At 51.2% G+C, this 18,395-nt stretch carries 5 protein-coding genes; 2 read left to right on the top strand and 3 right to left on the bottom strand.

What is annotated here, in order from left to right:
- Positions 1 to 107: 107 nt before the first annotated feature.
- Both CRP01_RS15855 and CRP01_RS15850 read left to right on the top strand, forming a co-directional pair.
- Complete coding sequence (locus CRP01_RS15855; RefSeq protein WP_143473405.1) at positions 108 to 4,253, top strand: ATP-binding protein; 4,146 nt, start codon at positions 108 to 110, stop codon at positions 4,251 to 4,253.
- Between the two features lie 236 nt (positions 4,254 to 4,489).
- Positions 4,490 to 7,711, top strand: a complete 3,222-nt coding sequence (locus CRP01_RS15850) for a hybrid sensor histidine kinase/response regulator transcription factor (RefSeq protein WP_099151048.1) — start codon at positions 4,490 to 4,492, stop codon at positions 7,709 to 7,711.
- A gap of 98 nt (positions 7,712 to 7,809) precedes the next feature.
- Here CRP01_RS15850 and CRP01_RS15845 read toward each other — a convergent pair whose 3' ends face one another.
- The 3 genes from CRP01_RS15845 to CRP01_RS15835 form a co-directional block, all read right to left on the bottom strand.
- On the bottom strand, positions 7,810 to 13,623 hold the full coding sequence (locus tag CRP01_RS15845) for a T9SS type A sorting domain-containing protein (protein WP_143473404.1): 5,814 nt from the start codon (positions 13,621 to 13,623) through the stop codon (positions 7,810 to 7,812).
- A gap of 90 nt (positions 13,624 to 13,713) precedes the next feature.
- Complete coding sequence (locus CRP01_RS43180) at positions 13,714 to 13,845, bottom strand: hypothetical protein (RefSeq protein ID WP_262510327.1); 132 nt, start codon at positions 13,843 to 13,845, stop codon at positions 13,714 to 13,716.
- A 373-nt stretch (positions 13,846 to 14,218) separates the two neighbouring features.
- On the bottom strand, positions 14,219 to 18,373 hold the full coding sequence (locus CRP01_RS15835; RefSeq protein WP_143473403.1) for an ATP-binding protein: 4,155 nt from the start codon (positions 18,371 to 18,373) through the stop codon (positions 14,219 to 14,221).
- Positions 18,374 to 18,395: the final 22 nt, after the last annotated feature.

Genomic DNA, 18,395 nt, shown 5'->3' with positions numbered 1-18,395 from the left:
TTAAGATCTATTACTAAAAGCTCCACTTCAGCGGTGTTTCCATTAGGGAAAACTCATCCGGTTGGTCCCTATCGTTTATTCTGCAGTCAGAAAACCAAAGTTGGAACTTGAAAAGATTAACAGTGCTTTTATGGGTATTTTTTGTCGTTCTCGCTCCCGCCGGGATCGCCCAGCGAGATACGATCCTGCCTGTCCTGGAACCTTCCTACCTGTACAATTTCACCGAAAACTCCCGGAATACGCTCAGCAGTTTTAAGGATTTCCTGGAAGATGAGCGTGGCCGGATCTGGCTGGACGCAGGGCCCAATGAAAATCTCCTGCAGGTCGTTCATTTGGCCGTGCTCGACGGCTACGATTTTTCAATGGTCGACCTGGATGATCCCGACATTACCGGCCACCTGACCATATTTACGGAAGTAGCCGGCCATCGGATCATTGGCTATCATCCTGATCGGAATTATGTTTTTACGGTAAATCTTCACGATCGGCAGGTAACGAAGTATGACCTCAGCCCCTTTATCGACGGAGGCAATGTAAAAAATGCGATCCAGGCCAAGGACGGATCGCTCATTGCACTGGTTTACGATCGGGACGGCTTAAAACTTTTCACCATACGGGATCAACAAATTGAACGGCTGGTTACGGTGGCTTACCGGGAAGAGGCAGAGATTTTCTACAGCTGGCGCATGAAAAAATTACCACTCCTGGAGGATGAGCGGGGAGTGTGGTTCACCGGAAATCAGTTGCCCCTGCATTATTTCGACCGGTCGACTCACCGGGTTCAACAATATTTACCGAAAGGCGAGCAGGTAGCCAATTGGCCGGTACGTAACAACATCAGAGCTAATGTACAAACGCAGTTGGTTCGTCATGGTGACCGATTAAAACTCTATTATCCTGCTTACAGGAATAAAGTACTTGATTTTGATCCCGTCCGATGCCGGTTCCTGCCCGAACAAAGCTATCCTGATGATTGGCGGATGCAGTATCTGGCTATCGATACGGTTGGCAATTTGCTGCAACTCTTCCGCGATCAGAATGACACTTATCGGGCTATCTTGACCGATGCAAATGGCAGAAAACTGGATTACTCCAGGTTCGCACAACTAAGCGGGAAGGGGGAAATCCGACAGATGAAAAGTAGCAACTTTACCCAAAAAGTTATCATCAACCGCACCCAGGAATTTATGTCGGCCGGCGTCAGGGATCCGTCGGGGATCATGGCCAAACGGGTGTATCCTGCTATCGTTCCCCCTCTGAGCATGGCCCGCAATACTTTCCTCATTCAGGAGCCCTATAGACGCTTGTATACATTCACAAACGGAGCTTTTACGGCTTATACTCCGGAAGAAATTGCCCGGGATAGTATGCTCTATCTGCTAAAGAACAGTCCCCTACGACTGGCGAAGGAGACGCCTACCGGGCAAGCCTGGTTTCCGCATATAATCAGCACGGAAGGACTGGTTGGGGTAAATCCCAGCGAAGGGTCCTACCGGATCTTCCCCATGAAGGACCCTCCCAGCCGGATAGCCTATCTGAACGACTCGACCTTGATCTTTCTCCAAAAACGGCGGTTATTTAACTTTCATACCCGGACGGGTAAAGTTACTCCGGCTCTGGGCAACGAGCCCCTCTTTAAGTACGAGGGATACAACTACGATTTTCTTCTGGACGCCAGGAAAAAATTGTGGATAGCGGGTAGTTCCGGCTTGCTGCAGGTGGATATTGAAAAAGAAACAAAAAGAACTATAGGACCTGAGGACGGCTTTCTGGATTTCAGATTTCACGACATCTACGAAGGAGCTTCCGGAAGATTGTATTTCGGATCGGTTACCCGAGGGCTGCATATTTACGATCCGATAAGCGGGCACGTCCAGATCGTGAATTACAGCCTGGGCCTGGCCCATAATGGGGTGCGGGCGATCCTGGAAGACCAGGAAGGGTACATCTGGGTAGGTACGATGAATGGGCTCAGCCTACTCTCACCGGAAGGAGAAGTGCTCCGTAATTTTTTTGTAGAGGACGGATTACCCGGTAATACTTTTGAACTCGGTACTGCCCACCGCAGTGAGAACGGGCAACTTATATTTGGGTGCGTAAACGGCCCCGTGGTGATCGACCCGAAGATCATTAAGGCCCAATTGCGCCAATCGAGAGTTGAAAAGCCTTTTCTTACCGAAATGACGTTCTACGACCGGCAGAAAAAAAAGGAAGTGAGCGTCAAGACCTGGCACGAGGCGCAAAACACCGTCGATCTCGCCGCTGCGAACCGTTATTTACGGCTGAAGTTTGCCCTTCCGAATATCGTTCAGCCAACAGCCAATCGCTTTTCTTACAAATTAGAGGGGCTGGACGAAAAATGGACCTATATCGGCACTCAGCACGAACTCAATCTTCGCCAATTACCGGCCGGCCGCTATCGCCTATTGATCCGGGGGGCCGACTATCTCAATACCTGGAGCGAGGAACCGCTGGTCATTGCTATCCGGGCCCGGGAATTTTTTTATAAGCAGACCTGGTTTCACGCACTGATCGCACTGGTAGTAGTCTTCCTGGCCGGGATCTGGATCCGTCGTCTGCGATTTGAAAAACACCATCTGGCCCGGGAAGTGGACAAGCAGACGCGGCAGATCCGGACCGATAAGGAACTGATCGAACAGCAGGCGGGAGCCTTGCAGCGATCCAATCAGCTACAGAGTCGGTTTTTCACTAATATTTCCCACGAGTTGCGCACGCCGATCACCCTGATCGGCACCCCGGTTGAGCAGCTTCTGGCAATGGAAGGGGCCAGTTTGTCGCCCCAAATTATCCGTTCGCTAAACCTGGTCCGCAATAACGCGCAAAAACTCAATGCGCTGGTGGAAGAAATACTGGAACTCTCAAAACTGGAAGCCGGGAAGGTGGAACTGAAACGCAGCCCGGTGCCGCTAGACCTCTTTATCCGGCAACTGTTCAGCTCATTCGAAAGTCAGGCCGCACTCAAGCATATAAATTACCAACTCAGTTCGGATGTAGATCCGGAATTGTTTTTGTCGCTCGATCGGGGCCGGCTGGCCAAAATTGTCAATAATCTGCTGGGAAACGCCCTGAAATTTACACCCGGCAACGGGCGGGTAGAACTACATGTATCGGCGAAAAAACAGGAAGGGAGGCCGGAGATAGACACTTATACGGTTTCCGTCCGGGTCCAGGATTCGGGAAGAGGGATCCCCGCCGAAGATCTGCCCCACATATTCGAACGCTATTTCCAGACCAAACAGTCCGATCTCACGGTAGATGGGGGAGCAGGTATCGGTCTGGCGCTGAGCAAAGAACTGGCCCATCTGATGGGAGGCTCGCTCCAGGTAGCAAGCGAATGGGGAACGGGTAGTACATTCACCCTGTTCCTGCCCGGTGTACAACATGCTACCGACTTACAAGCCGCCGAGTCAGGAACGACAGTGGCCGGTACCCTATCGACCGCTATACCTTCGCCAATCAGGAAAGCAACGGAAGGTCAGATCCTGATTGTGGAGGACAATCCGGACATGCAAACGCTTTTGCTGTCCATACTGGAAGATCGTTATACCTGCCGCCTGTGCAACAACGGCGCAGAAGCCTGGGCCCTACTGCAACCAACCGGATCAGCCCGTAGCATTCGTCTGATCATTTCGGATGTAATGATGCCGGAAATGGATGGCTACGCCTTGCTGGACCGGATCAAAGCAAGCCCGGAACTGGAGGCCATTCCGATCATTATGCTTACCGCACGTACCGATGAGCCCGACAAATTGCGCGCACTGCGCATGGGTGTTGACGACTATCTCGGCAAGCCATTTTCCGCCAGTGAACTGCTGGTGCGCATCGACAACCTGATCAGCCGCTATCAGTACCGACTGGACTATCAGGAGGAAACCTCCGTCGATTCTCCCCCACCTTCCGCTAACCAACGGTGGCTCCAGGAGATAGAGCAACTGATCCTGGAAGCCGTAGATAAAAAGATCGAGCTCAACGTCAATTACCTGACACATCACCTCAATCTAAGTGGCCGGCAATTGTTACGGCGCCTTAAATCCCTCACCGGCCTGACTACCAATCAGTATATCCAGGAGATTAAACTGCAGTATGCCCGTACCTTACTCGAAGAACAGACTTTTTACACGGTAGCCGAAGTGGCCTACGCGAGTGGCTTCAATACACCAAAGTATTTTAGCAAGGCCTACGAAAAACGTTTTGGCAAACGTCCCGTAAATTATTTTGAACCGCTCGGATAAGCTGCAGATCTGACCTCTAGCCCTCATTGCTCCCAATTTCTGTGAAGTGTCCATTCTGTACTCCAAAATGGCGGATCTTTTCCCTCCATCCGGGGCTATTTTACCGCAAAGAACAGAATCGGTGTTTGGCGGGTATTTCGCAACGAGGGGTTGCTGATCCCTGTCTGCGGGGAATGCCACAGCCTACCGATCCTTACCCGAAAAATCAAAATTGATACCGAAGTACTACAGGCAGCATGAACAACAGTATTCTTATTAGTGCATTGGTGATAATTAGCGGCTTATCTGGTTTACAAGCTCAGGAAAACAGCTATCAGACCGACTCGATCACCGTTTACGCTCTCGGGAACCGGGCTTTTTCCCTGAGAACAAGTAGACCGGATAGCGCCCTCCTGCTCGCGGACGAAGCCCTGCAACTGGCCGAAACGATCCGGGATACGCAGGCGCAGATCAGTCTCTGGCGGATCAAAGGCGTGGTACATTACGGGCAGCAGCGCATGGAGGAGGCCGATGATAATTTTGAGCGCTCCTATCGGCTGGCCCGACGTATTCATTTCCGGGAAGCTCGCTTGTTGATCAATCTGGGAAATGTAGAATTTTACCGGAAAGATTTTAAAAAAGCGCTGGAAAGGTACCAGCAAGCACTTCGACTTAGCGAACGACAGGATACTGTGGTCTGGATGGATGCGCTCAATAATATAGGAAGTGCGCGCAGCCGAATGAAGCAATTTCGGGAAGCAATCCAAGCCTACCGGAGCAGTCTGGCGCTGCAACTGGCCATCAATAATCGCCGGGCGCAGTTACCTACCCTCCTCAACCTGGGAGATAACTACCGAAAACTGAATCAGACTGACGAGGAAGTAGCTACGTTTGAAAAAGGTTTGGAAATAGCTACCTCCCTGCAGGACTCTACCTGGATGGCCACTTTTTACAGGTATATGGGGAAAGCTTACGCCAACCGGGCTTCCTTCATAAAGAGTCTGGAAGCCTGGCAGCATGCACTCTCTATCTACGAAGCTCGGGGCGATCAACTTAACATAGCCAGGACCGTGCACCAAATAGGGGCATTGCAGCAAGACAACGACAATCTCGAAGCGGCGGAGCAATACTATGAGAGAGCCCTGGCTATAGCTATTGAGCAGAAAAACCTCCGGATGCAGGCCAGCGCCCTGAATTCCATGGGGCGAAACCTGTTGCGCCAAAAACAATTCGAAGCCGCCGGCAATAAGCTTCAGCAATCTATTTCCCTTAGGCGGCAAACGGGTGATCTTACCACCATCTCTTATCCCTATTACAATTTGGGGGATAGCTACGAACAGACGGATCAACTCGATTCGGCAATCTTTTACCTGCAAACCGCCTACGAGATCGCAGATAGCCTGGACCAGTACTATCTCAAATCCTTGGTGCTGACCAGTCTCGGGAAGGTGGCCCGGAAGCGCGGCGATTTGGACCAGGCGGTAGACCTCTTTACGGAAGCAGTAGCCGTGTCCAAAATAGAAAGCATGAGACAGGAAGAAATGGAAGCTACCCAAGCTTTGTACGAAGTTTTTAAGCAGCAAAACCGACCGGCGGCAGCCTTAGCTTACCTGGAACGTCACCACGAACTACAGGATTCCCTATTCAACGAAGAAAGCACCAGAAAGATCGCGCAACTGGAAGCACAATACGCTTTCGAACAGGAGAAAAAAGAGATAGCAGATCAAAATCTGGCCGAAAAAAGAAAATTGGATGAAGAGATCCGGCAGCAACGCAGTCTGCAAAGTATGCTCTGGAGTGCCTTGATCTTGAGCCTACTATCTTTATTTTTACTCTACCGCTTCCTGCGTTTCCGGAAAAGCGCGGCACTGGAGCAAGAACGACTGAGCCATCAGATCAATCTGCAAAAGCTAAATTTCGAACAGAAAGAACGGGTGCGCCTGCAGGAAATGGATACCTTCAAGTCCCGCTTCTTTGCGAATATCTCCCACGAACTGCGTACGCCGCTCACCCTTATTTTAGGGCCGGTCCACCGTATCCTGAAGAGAGAGCACCTGGATCGACCGCTCCGCACCCAGTTGCAGCTCGTCCGGGAGAATGCCGGTTTTTTACTGAAGCGCGTCAACGAGATCCTGGACCTGACCAAATTTGACGCCCGGCAGATGCAGTTGCAGGAGACCCCTACCCCACTCTATGCATTCACCAAACGCCTGGCGGCAAATTTTGAAAGCTTCGCCCAGCAAAAACAGCAGCAATACCTCTTTGACTACCGGCTGGATAAGGACCTGAATATCCTGCTGGACCAAACCAAATTTAGCCATGTTTTTAATAATTTCCTGGCCAATGCCATCAAATACACGCCCGAAGCGGGCAGGATCATCGTAGCGTTGTACGAAAAGAAAAATACCGATCCCGGGAGATTAGTTCTGGAAGTGCAGGATAATGGTATTGGTATCCGGAAAAAGGACGTGCCCCATCTCTTCAATCGATTTTACCAGGCTGATCAGCGCGAGAACAAGGCCGGTGGTTCGGGCATCGGACTGGCCCTGAGTAAAGAAGTAGCCGAGGCGATGGGGGCCGATATCCGTGTGGAAAGTGAATGGCGGGAAGGCAGTACCTTCTATTTTGAGTTTCCGTACCGGGAGGTGATGGGCGTAATTTCGGAAATGGTGGACCTCCCATCGGCAGAACGGCCGGTCAGACTGGAATCCATTCTACCCGCCGCCGGATCGGCCCTGGATCTTCCCCGGATCATGGTGGTAGAAGATAACCAGCAACTGCGCGATTACCTGCAGCTCATTCTTAGTGACAGCTACCGGGTGACGACGGCCCGCAACGGAGAAGATGCTATTCGGAAACTCACCGATTGGAACGGTCACCTCATCATCTCCGACGTGATGATGCCGAAAATGGATGGTTTCGAATTACTCAAAAAGCTAAAGGATTCGGACGAATACCGCCATATACCCGTTGTGATGTTGACCGCAAGGAGCGAAATGCAGGACAAACTCAAGGCACTCCGGATCGGTGTAGATGACTATCTGCTCAAACCATTTGTGGAAGATGAACTGCTGAGTCGGGTCCAAAATCTTCTGGGGAATTATCAGAATCGCCAGCGAGAACTGCCGGAGCAACTGCCGGCTAAAGCGGATGTTTCCGCAGCCGATCTACTGTGGCTGGAAGAACTGGAAACGATCCTCAGGAAAGAGGTCAGCAATCCGGAATTCACTTTTATCCAGTTGGAATCCCGACTTTTTATCAGTCGCAGCCAACTACAACGCCGCATCAAAAAGATCACCGGACTTACGCCGAATAAATATTTTCGGGAGATCAAATTGCAGGTAGCTCGTGAGCTCCTGGAGTCGGGACAGGTCCGCACGGTCAATGAAGTGGCTCACGCCGTTGGATTCGATACGACTAAATATTTTTCCAAAATTTATGAGATGCGTTACGGAAAGCGCCCGGTGGAATGGTTGTAAGTAGCCAAAAAAAAAGGTAGCCCCCGCAGGAGCCACCCGATTTTTTTAATTTTTCACCGTTTTATATAGTGCAAATAGAAGACATAAACTCCTTCGGTTTACCTCATCTTGACAAGTTTCCGGCTACTCCATTCATTGCCCTGACGCATCTGGATGATATAGAGTCCAGGAAGTAAGTCCCGGCCGCTCCATTCCAGTTGATAGGTACCTATATCCTGTAATTGCGGCCGTAGCACCTGTTTTTGGTTGCTACCGTCTACACTGATCAGACGGATCTCTATTTCTGTTTCCTCTTCCAGTTCGTAATATAACCGGACCTGATCACTGAAGGGATTAGGATATACCAGTAGATCACCTCTCTGGTCCCGGATAATAGGTGCTTCCAGCGTTTCATCGGCCATATTCAGGGAATTAATGCCCGGCCGGTCGCAGTCCTCGATCCGAATGATGAGATCGCTGGTGGGTTCCGCACGAAAACCCGGTAGCAAACGAACGGTACTTCCAGCCCGTAATCTCACCGATGTGTTTGCTTCCACTACGCCATCGGCTTCGATCCAGTCCTCCGACCGGTAGATGCCAGGATCAATCGTACCGCTGAGGGTCAGATTCGGTTCGCAGTCGCCGCAATAATCGAAATCATCTCTGATCCGGATGGTGGCCAGGCAGATGGCCTGGTTGCCCGATTGGTCGGTAACGGTGATCGGAGACAGGTGGTTGCCCCGCTGGGTACAGTCAAAAAAAAGTTCTTCCACCACGGCGTCCGGACTGAAGCTGACGGATACTATTTCACAGTTGTCGCTGGAACCATTATCGATCATTCCGGCTGTTATCCGGGCGGTCCCGTCCTGCTCCAGGGAAACGATGACGTCCTGGCAGCGGGCCTGAGGGATCAGGTTATCCTGTACGTCCACCGTAAGTTCGCAGCTGGATTCGTTATTGGCCCCATCCGCCACCGTCACCACGACCTGATTGTCGCCCAGCAGTCTGCAATCAACGGTCCTGCCAAATACACTACCGTCCGGATTGGACAGACTATATACCAAAGTTTCGATTGATGTACAGTTGTCAGAAACGTTGGATAGAAGATCTTCCGCCGCCACTGTAGCCTGACCATTCAGGTCCAGATTTATTGTGTATCTGGACTTACACCCGATAACCGGTGAGCGTTCGTCCAGTACCTCTACGGTGGAAGTACACGTTGCGGTATTTCCCGAACCGTCCCCCACGGTGAGGGTAACGGTATTGTTACCCAGTGCACTGCAGTCAAACTCCGTTTGGGTCGCACTTACCGGCGTCACAAAGTCACAATTGTCCGTGGAAGGGCCGTGCAGTTGGGCCAGATTTACTATGGCCATTCCATTCTGGTCTAGAGACACACTGGTATTCCGGCAAATAGCCGTCGGTGCGATCTGGTCACTCACCGTAACGATCGCTTCGCAGGTGCTCTGTAGACCGGTAATATCCTCTACAGTAAGTGTAACGGTATTGGCACCCAGATCAGCGCAGTCGAATTGGGTTTGCGTGGCGCTTACCGGAGTAACGACCGTACAATTATCCGTAGAAGCACCGTGGATCTGGTCAAGCGTAATGGAAGCCGCACCGTTGGCATCGAGTTCCACACTGATGTCCTGGCAGACAGCCGTTGGGGCGATGGGATCCAAAACGGTCACGGTGGCCAAACAGGTACTCTGATTGCCCGAACCATCCTCGACGGTGAGTGTGACGTTTTCGATGCCCACATCGGTACAATCAAAATTGGTCTGAGTGGCACTCACCGGAGTGACGCCCCCACAGTTGTCCGTAGAGGCACCGTGCAGTTGTTCCAGGGTTAGGGAAGCAGATCCGTTTGCATCCAGATTGATGCTGGTGAAATTGCATTTTGCCACCGGCGCGATGCCGTCCACCACCGTTACGATGACTTCACACATGCTTTGATTACCCGAGACGTCCGTAACGGTCAAAGTGGCCGTATTAAGTCCCAGGTTATTGCAATCAAAATTTGCCGGACTGACACTCAGTGGGTTGACTACCCCACAGTTATCCGTGGAGGCACCGTGCACTTGCGCCGGAGTCACTGAGCCGGTCCCGTTAGCATCCAGATAGACGGTGGCATTCGCACATACTGCCACAGGAGCTACGTTATCCAGCACGGTAACGGTAGCCTCACAGGTACTTTCGTTGCCCAGCCCATCCGCAACCGTCAGCGTAACAGTATTCGATCCCAGGTCAGTACAGTCAAAGACCGTTTGGGTGGCACTCACCGGACTTACTGCGCTACAGTTGTCCATAGAAGCACCGTGCAGCGCTGCCAGCGTCACCGAAGCGGCACCGTTGGTTTCCAAATAAACGCTTGCATTCATACAGACGGCCGTTGGACCTAAGTTGTCGATCACAGTTACCGTAGCCTCACAGGTGCTTTCATTTCCCAAGGCGTCCGCCACCGTTAGTGTCACGATATTGGCACCCAGATCGGTACAGTCAAAATTGGTTTGGGTGGCGCTCAGTGGGCTTACCGGACTACAATTATCCGTAGAAGCACCGTGTAATTCCGCCAGGGTGACCGAACCGGCACCATTGGCATCCAGATAGACGCTCGCATTCACACAGACGGCCGTGGGTGCCAGATTATCCAATACCGTTACCGTAGCCTCGCAGGTATTTTCATTACCCGCTGCGTCCGCTACCGTCAGGGTTACCGTATTCAGTCCCAGATCATTGCAATCGAAAACAGTTTGGGTGGCACTCAACGGTATAGCGGTACTGCAATTATCGGCAGATGCGCCAAGGAGTTCAGCTGGCGTAATGGAGGCATCACCACTCGCATCCAAATTAACACTGATGTCGTTACAGGCTATTACCGGCGGCGTAAGATCCACTACCGTAGCGGTGAAATTGCACGATGCGGTTGATCCATTTTCATCTTTTATATTCAATACCAGATTGTGAATACCGACCTGATGGCAGGCGTAATTGATCTCTGTTTCCGGAGTGCCGGCATCAAAACTATATTCCAACGCTCCTCCATCGCAGGACGTGTAGGAACCATTGTCGGCCATAGCTACCGTCAGCAGTCCGGTTCCACTTTCATTCAGCGTTACGGTGACATTTTGACACTGGGCCGTGATGGTCAGATCATCCACTACGGTCAGGTTGACCGAACATGCATCGTTATTACCGCTCGCATCCGTTACCGTGAGAGTCACCGGCACGTTGCCCACATCAGTACAATCGAAGCTTTCCCGGTCAATACTGAAGCTGGCAATAGCACAGTTATCGGTGGAACTGGCTCCGACCAGTTCCGCCAGATTGGCCGGAATGGAGCTGAGATTGACGGTTTGCGACTGGCACTGGGCTATAGGGCTTTCTTCGTCCGGTACCTCTATGGTAAAACTACAGGACAATGGGACATCTACCGTGAGTCCGCCATTATTACGCTGTTCCGTCCATTTGTACCTCAGTGCGTAAGTACCTGCACTTAGCAGCTGTTCGGGCGAACTTTCTGCACCCGAGTCCAGTATTTCTTCCAGATCATTAAGCAGTTCGTAATTATAGACTTCATTACAGCCCACTCCGACCGGCGCGAGTTGTTCAGCGCCAAGTAAGACCTCGCACGCTCCCGTTTCCAAATATATAGTGATGTCATTCGGGCAAAAAACACCCTGCACGTTTTGGGTTTGTACCGAAAAATTACAATATTCCGTTCGGCCGGAAGTATTGTAAGCAATGAGAGACACCCCATTCTGAATATCGCCGAGTGCCGAACAGTCCAGATCCAGTCCCGAAAACTCATAATCCATAATGATCGAGCAATCATCTTCGGCCACGGCAAAATCGATCTGATCCAGGAGTTCCTGTTCCGAAATGCCTTCATAGATGTCGAGCAGGACGGTTTCGGTCGGGCACTGGGTAAATATAGGATCCCGTTCGGTATCCGCGTCGATACTCACCGTAAATGAACAGGTATGCACAATTCCGGGAATGATCTCTAATTTGTAAACCACCGTGCTGGTACCGACCGAAAAATCAAATCTGTCGAGATTACCGCTACCCGTAGTGACCGTCGGCGCAATTCCCGGCCCGATCACGGAATAGGTCAGTATCCCACAGTCATCTTCACTGTATCGGGATGATAAACTGTAGTTATAAGGATCGTCGGAACGTCGGGAGATATGAACTTTACATTCGTTCAGGAAGTCCGGATTAGCGGGTGGCACCTCCACCGAAATGTCATTCCTACATTCAAGTGGGCTTTCACCCTTGATTACGGTAACGGTAAACGAGCAGGTCTGCACCTGATCTACGGCGTTTTCATCTTCGTAACTGGCCGTGTATACAATTTTGGTGGTGCCCACCTGAAAAGTATCCGCCCTCATACCTTCCCTGGCCACAAAAGTTTGTGGATAGAGATCGATGGTACCGTCGGGACGTTCCGCGTAATATTCTAGCTCAAAATCACAGGCGGGTACGCTGGCCAGTTCAAAATCGGGACGTACCGATTCGCCGTTGCTAGAATACAACACGCCGTCCCGGATTACCGGATCGCAATCCCGGGGAACCACCGTCACGGATTCCGGACACGTCATCGTCTCGGTAGGTCCCTGCACGATCTCAACCGTAAAGTCACATTTAGTGCTCAGTATGCCATTGTCTGCCTGCAGCGTAAAAGACCGCGTTTCACCGATATCGCGGCAGGTAAATCCCCAACCCCGGGAACAGTTACCTTCCAGATCGCAGATCAACAGTTCCAGCGGACGATCATCGGGATCATAACTACCGCCATCCGCGTGGGTGGGCGTCAGGCGGGCGTCATTGCCCCCGACCTCAATGGTTACATCCTGACAGACGGCCACCGGAGCTTCCGCCAGGTTTACATTATTTTCCAGGCGGTAGGTGATCACTCCGTTATTGGGGGTGCGGTCGGTACCATTGCCATCGGTTTTGGTAAAAAGCACGGCATAATCATTGACAAAGCTGCCGCCACCGCCACCACCTTCGTACTGGTCACCGGCGCCACCGCCGGAGAAACCACCACCGCCGCCGCCCCAGACAAAGAGGCCGGAACCACGCAAACCAGGGCCACCTCCACCAAACCCGTAACCGCCGCGAACGTAAAAGGTGCCATTATCTCCTCCGGATCCACCTTCTACTCCACCGTAGCTGCCATCCGCTCCCTCAGTGTAGCGGATCTTGTAACCACCGCCACCGCCGCCCATGCTATTACTTCCACCCCGGCCACCATCTACACCACCGGGCCAGCCGTTAAGCCCTTTTCCCGCAGTACCGTTTTCTCCCGCATTAGCGGGCTTTCCGGAGGAGTTTTCCGCACAGCCCCCCGCTGCATAGGCTCCGCCACCGCCACCGGCTACCGCCAGCATGATCCAACAATCTTCATCCCAATCGGGGGAGGCTTGCGGCCCGTAACCACTCGCATCACTATTGTAGTAATAGGCCCGGCATTCAGTCCCTCCGACGTAGTCGGGCCCCTGGTAGAGTACTGCCGTCCCGCCGCCACCGCCGGCCCCGGATAGCCCGTTGCTTTTATTACTTTCGCCTTCCTGCCCAACGATCAGGCGGATGATGCCACCGGGTTCCAGTTTCCCAGCTCCGGTCCCGATCTCAAAAGAGGCGGTTACTTTGGCTCCGTTACCGCCCGGTTCGGTACAAAGGCCCGGTATCCGACGACGGCCACCGTCGCCACCGCGCAGATAAAAGGTGATCTGATTGAATTGGGTACCCGGATCGTAATTTTCCGGAATAATAAAATCCCGGTACTTGGCATCTTTATCGTAACCGAAACTGTAGGTATTTCCATCAATCTGTAAATTTTCCGAAGTCTGGCCGTAGAGCAGAGGGCCAAAGTAAATCAGCCACCCTAGACATAAAATTTCCCGAAAGAGCTTGATTCGATTCATGTGGATAATATTAAATTTCAATTAGTTCCATATTCATTTTCCGAACTGCCGCCAAACCGACCGGAACGGATTGGCATTCACCAGGCCGCTTCAGGGTAAGCGTAGTTCTTTCCGTCCATTCGCGTAGCTGCGAACGGGACCGTTGTATTGCAATACCAGTGTAAGGGATGGCGGAGAATACAGGGGAGTAAAGTGGGGTGTAGCGGCAAACTGCTTTGTCATTCCCCAACGCAGTTTTGCGGGGCCGTATCTCCGTTTTTTCTAATTCGACGGCAAGATAGGCCGCGCGAAAATCACAAATCCGACATATCCTTGCCCGAATCCGACATTTTGAAAATTACGACTTAGGCAATGTGATAATACGGCGATTTGTACCCAAGCGTGGAGGCTGTTATGCATTCCGGAGAATGGCATAAAAGGTTTCCGAACGATCAATTATTTAATTACTTCAAGTTGCAATACTTGAATTGTAGAGATAAGATGGTAGAGCGTGGAGAGACAGAGACTGGAAGAATAGTGCTAAATCGCTCATTTTAACGATTGGCAGTCCCTCTACTCTACACCTTCTACCAAGTTGCATTACAACTTGAATAAATTATCCTAAAGCCTCAAAATACTCCTTCGGACTCTTACCGAAGCGCTTTTTATAAGTCCGGGAAAAATAAGCCGGTGTTTTAAATCCGCTGGCATACGCGGTTTCGGCAATGGTGGAGAAAGCCCGTTCTTCGAGCAAATTGCGGGCGTATTGTAATTTGATTTCCAGCATATACTGGTTCACGGTGAGACCGGTCAGGGCTTTGAGCCGGCGCAAGAGCTGTCGATCCCCCAGGTTGAGGTGATGGGAAAGGTAAGCGACGTTCAGCTCAATCTTTTTGTGAATGGCTTCCAGGATCAGGGATTCTATTTCCAGCAGCCAGGTTTGATTGGCGTCGGGCGGGGTGGAAACATCTTCCTCTACAGTAACCTCTTGTTGATATTGACGGCGCAACTGATAACGACGAAGCAAATTCTGGCTGCGCACCAACAGCTCACTGACGGAAAAGGGCTTTCCCAGATAATCATCCACCCCCATCCGTAAGGCCCGCAATTTATCGGTTTCTCCCGTACGCGCCGTTAGCATGATCACTGGAATGGTTTCCAGGTGAGGTGTCGCTTTGATGCGTTCCAGCAGGTCATAGCCGTCCATTTCGGGCATCATGATGTCGGAAATGATCAGTTTAATGGCCTCAGCCTGTCTTTTATCCTGCAGGATCTTCCAGGCCTCCGCTCCGTTACCAGCTAATTCACATGGGTAGTGATCACTCAGAATGGACAACAAAAGTTCCTGCATATCGGGATTGTCTTCGACGATCAGGATCTGCTGCTGGTTTTGTATGTCGGGCTGTAAATTATTGCTAACTGCCTCCGCAGGACTGGGTGCAGGCGATCCGTGATCCAGTGGGGCATCCACCTTTGCAAGGCCAGGAATGGATAAGGTGAAAGTACTTCCTTTTCCCCAGTCGCTATTTACGGTCAATTCGCCCCGCATTACCCGAGTCAGTTCACGACTTAGCGCCAAACCGATGCCGGTACCTCCTTCTGTGGGTAAGGAGGATCGCCCGGTCTGAAAGTAACGGTCAAAAATACGGGGGAGATCCTCCGGTGGTATACCCCGGCCGGAATCTGCCACCGAAATACGAAGGTGATACTGCTCCGGATTCACGACGCTTCCCTGGTTTTCCGCCGACAGATGCAATTGGACCGTCTCATTTTCGGGGGTAAATTTCAGGGCGTTACTCAATAGATTATTAACGATCTTGGCCAGGCGACTGCGATCGAGCGATAAGTATAGATCCGACGGAACATCCGAGATAAAGGTATAATCCAGATGCTTCTGTGAAGCCTGATTTTCGAAGGCGCTGAATAATTGCCTGATGAATAGTCTGATCGGTATCGGGGTCTCCTTCAATTTCACATTGCCGCTTTCCAGCTTGGTCAACTCCAGGATCTCCTCTACCAGACCGTTGAGCTTTTGGGTGTTGCTGCGTACCATATGCAGCGATCGAATGAGCGCCGGGGGTAATGCTCCGTCATATTTCTGCAGGATCTGTTCCACCGGCGTACCGATCAGCGTAACGGGCGTCCGCAACTCGTGGGAGATATTGGTAAAAAAACGGCTTTGCATCTGATTGGCCCGCTGCAGGTCCTCCGCCTGCTGTTCGATCAGCTCTTTATCGGTTCGGATCTCTGTGGTCCGTTTGTCCACTTCCTTTTCCAGGCGCCGCTTTTCAAATCGCAGCCAGATGATCCAAATGCCGGCCAGTCCGGCCAAAAACAAACCGCAGAGCGCATAAAACCAATCTTGCTTGTAGAAAAATTCCCGGGCGTGTATTTGCACCACCAGCGATTCACGGGTCCAGTTATTGAGATAGTCGGCACCCTTGATCAGCATTCGGTACTTACCGGCCGGCAGGTGACTGAGATTGAGTTCGTGTTGGCTTCCCAGGAAGGTCCAGTCTTCATCCTTGCCTTCCAGCATATAGGCAAACCGGTTGGCCGTAGGTTGCACCAGATTGGGAATGGCAAATTTTAGCTGGAGATAACGGTGGTCTGCCGGAAGGCTTACCAGTTGCGTTCGGTCAGAATAGATATTGACACTTACTTTACGTTGCTGGCGCGGGTCGTAGTAAGCCATTTGGGTGAGGAAAGGTTTGTCCTCATTTTCTTCGTATAGAAACGCTTTGAGGATTTCCGGTTCAATCATCACTACCCCCGTGCGCGTGGAGAAGAGTAATTGACCGCTTTCGGTTTTCAAACCGACATTTCTGATAATTTCATTATCCGGCAAACCGTCTTCCTCAAAAAAGTTCCGCAGCACGTTCCCCTCTGGGTCGAGCAAACTGATCCCGTTGACCGTTCCTACCCAAATGAAGCCGGCATCGTCTTCCTGAATGGCACGGACGGAATTATCGGCCAGGCCCAGGTTGTAGTCCACGATCTTCACCTGACCGCTGATGGGATCGTAGATCTGTACACCCCGTGTAGCAGAGCCAAAATAGATCTTTCCTGATCGGGACTGGTAGATCTCATGAAAACGAAAATCTTCAAATCCATCCTCCCTGCCTATTACCTTCTGGGTGCCCCGCAGCAGATCGATCTTCAGTAGCCGGTTGCTATTTGAAAACCACAGGATACTATCCTTATCCACCATTATTTGATAGGGGTAAGGATTGACCTCTAACTGAAGTTCCTGAGCAAGAGCCGCTCTTTGTCGGCCGGTACGGGTATCGAAAAATGAAAGCTGTAGATTACCGTACAGCAATAAGGTGGTATCATCCCACCGGGCTATCCGCTCCGGCATGGGATCCATTGGATAGTTCTTACAACTATTCATTGCCGTATCCAGCACGACAAGCCCCTCTTCCTCGCCTTTGTGCAGCACCCAGGCTTCACCCGACGGCATACTTACGGCGTGTCGGAAGTGAGCTTTTTGCAGATAATACAGGCGACAGTCTTCGGCTACGGCGCTGGCCGAGACCGGCACCATCCGATCCCGTTCAATGCGATGCAAATGAAAAGAGCGATCCTGTACCAGAAGAGGAAGTTCGGGAATGTTCATCGGTAACAGGTAGTGTCGGTCTCCCGGAAATGCGCGGAGGCCCGCTGTTTGCCTTACGCCGGCCGAAAAGAAATCTCTCTCCCGATTGATGATCACTTCCCGGAAAAAGTCCCGGCTTTTCATCTGAACGATCTCCCCCTTACCGACCTGCCGGCAAATGCTGGTATAATCAAAACGGGCACCAGTATGGTCTTCCAGGATCGCGCGGTATTGTTCGGATGGATCTTTGAATAAAAACAACAGATTGCCGGACTGGTCCTTAGCTATATCATGTGGTTCCCAGGTGAGCGGAAAATCGAAGTAGGGAGTCAGGCGGGCGTTGGAGAGATCAAACCTAAAGAGTTTGTGCTGTAGTTTAGGAAAACAGAGTATCAGGTCGTCCTGGTAGGCCATTATTCTGGCATCTCCTTCCATGTTGTCACTATCGTAACCGGAGAACGAACGATCAGCAAGCTCGTCAACAGAATACGCATGTAAAGTCTGCGACTGGAGATCATAATGATATAAGGGAAGCGTATTTCCGACAAACCAGATACCGCGTTCGTTCTCGAGCAACGGCAACTGTTGCAGGAAGAATTTGAAAGCAAATTGCAGCTCATTTTGTTGGTCAATCCGGGCCAGCTCTTTTATTCCCGACCGATCGACCTGATACAGCAACAGTTTATGATCGTAAGTTGCCAAAACGAAGATATCGCCATTGCTGCCGATGGTTACATTTCTAATGGCTTTTTCCGGCAAGTCTGCCGGAAGAGCTGCAATCTCTTTTACCTCTTTGCTATCCGGATTAAATTTGAAGATGTGATTGGCGGAATTGTACAGGACGAGCTCCTGGGCTTCGTTCAGTCCCGCCAAAAATGACATGGTTCCCGTCAGGAAAGGGTGTTTTACATCTACCGGAATGAAATCGTAATCATTCAGTACAAACAGGTGCAAAGATCGGATCAACTGGTCGTTGACGCGGGGATCCAGCCATATTCTTCCCTGTCGATCCTCAAAAAAGTTTTTGACAGATCGGACATTGGAGGATACAAAATCATTGAAATTATGAATGTAGGAAGGTTCAAGAACCGGCCAGCTGGTGTCGCCCTGCGAATGGATCATGGACGGAACAAGCAGACAAAATACCAGTAGTATTTCCGCGATTCGTTTCAAGTGCTGATCTTAGTTTTCCGAC

Origin of the sequence: Flavilitoribacter nigricans DSM 23189 = NBRC 102662 (genome assembly GCF_002646595.1) — a bacterium.
In the GTDB taxonomy this organism is placed as follows: domain Bacteria; phylum Bacteroidota; class Bacteroidia; order Chitinophagales; family Saprospiraceae; genus Flavilitoribacter; species Flavilitoribacter nigricans.
This window is presented reverse-complemented; position numbering and strand designations above follow the sequence as displayed.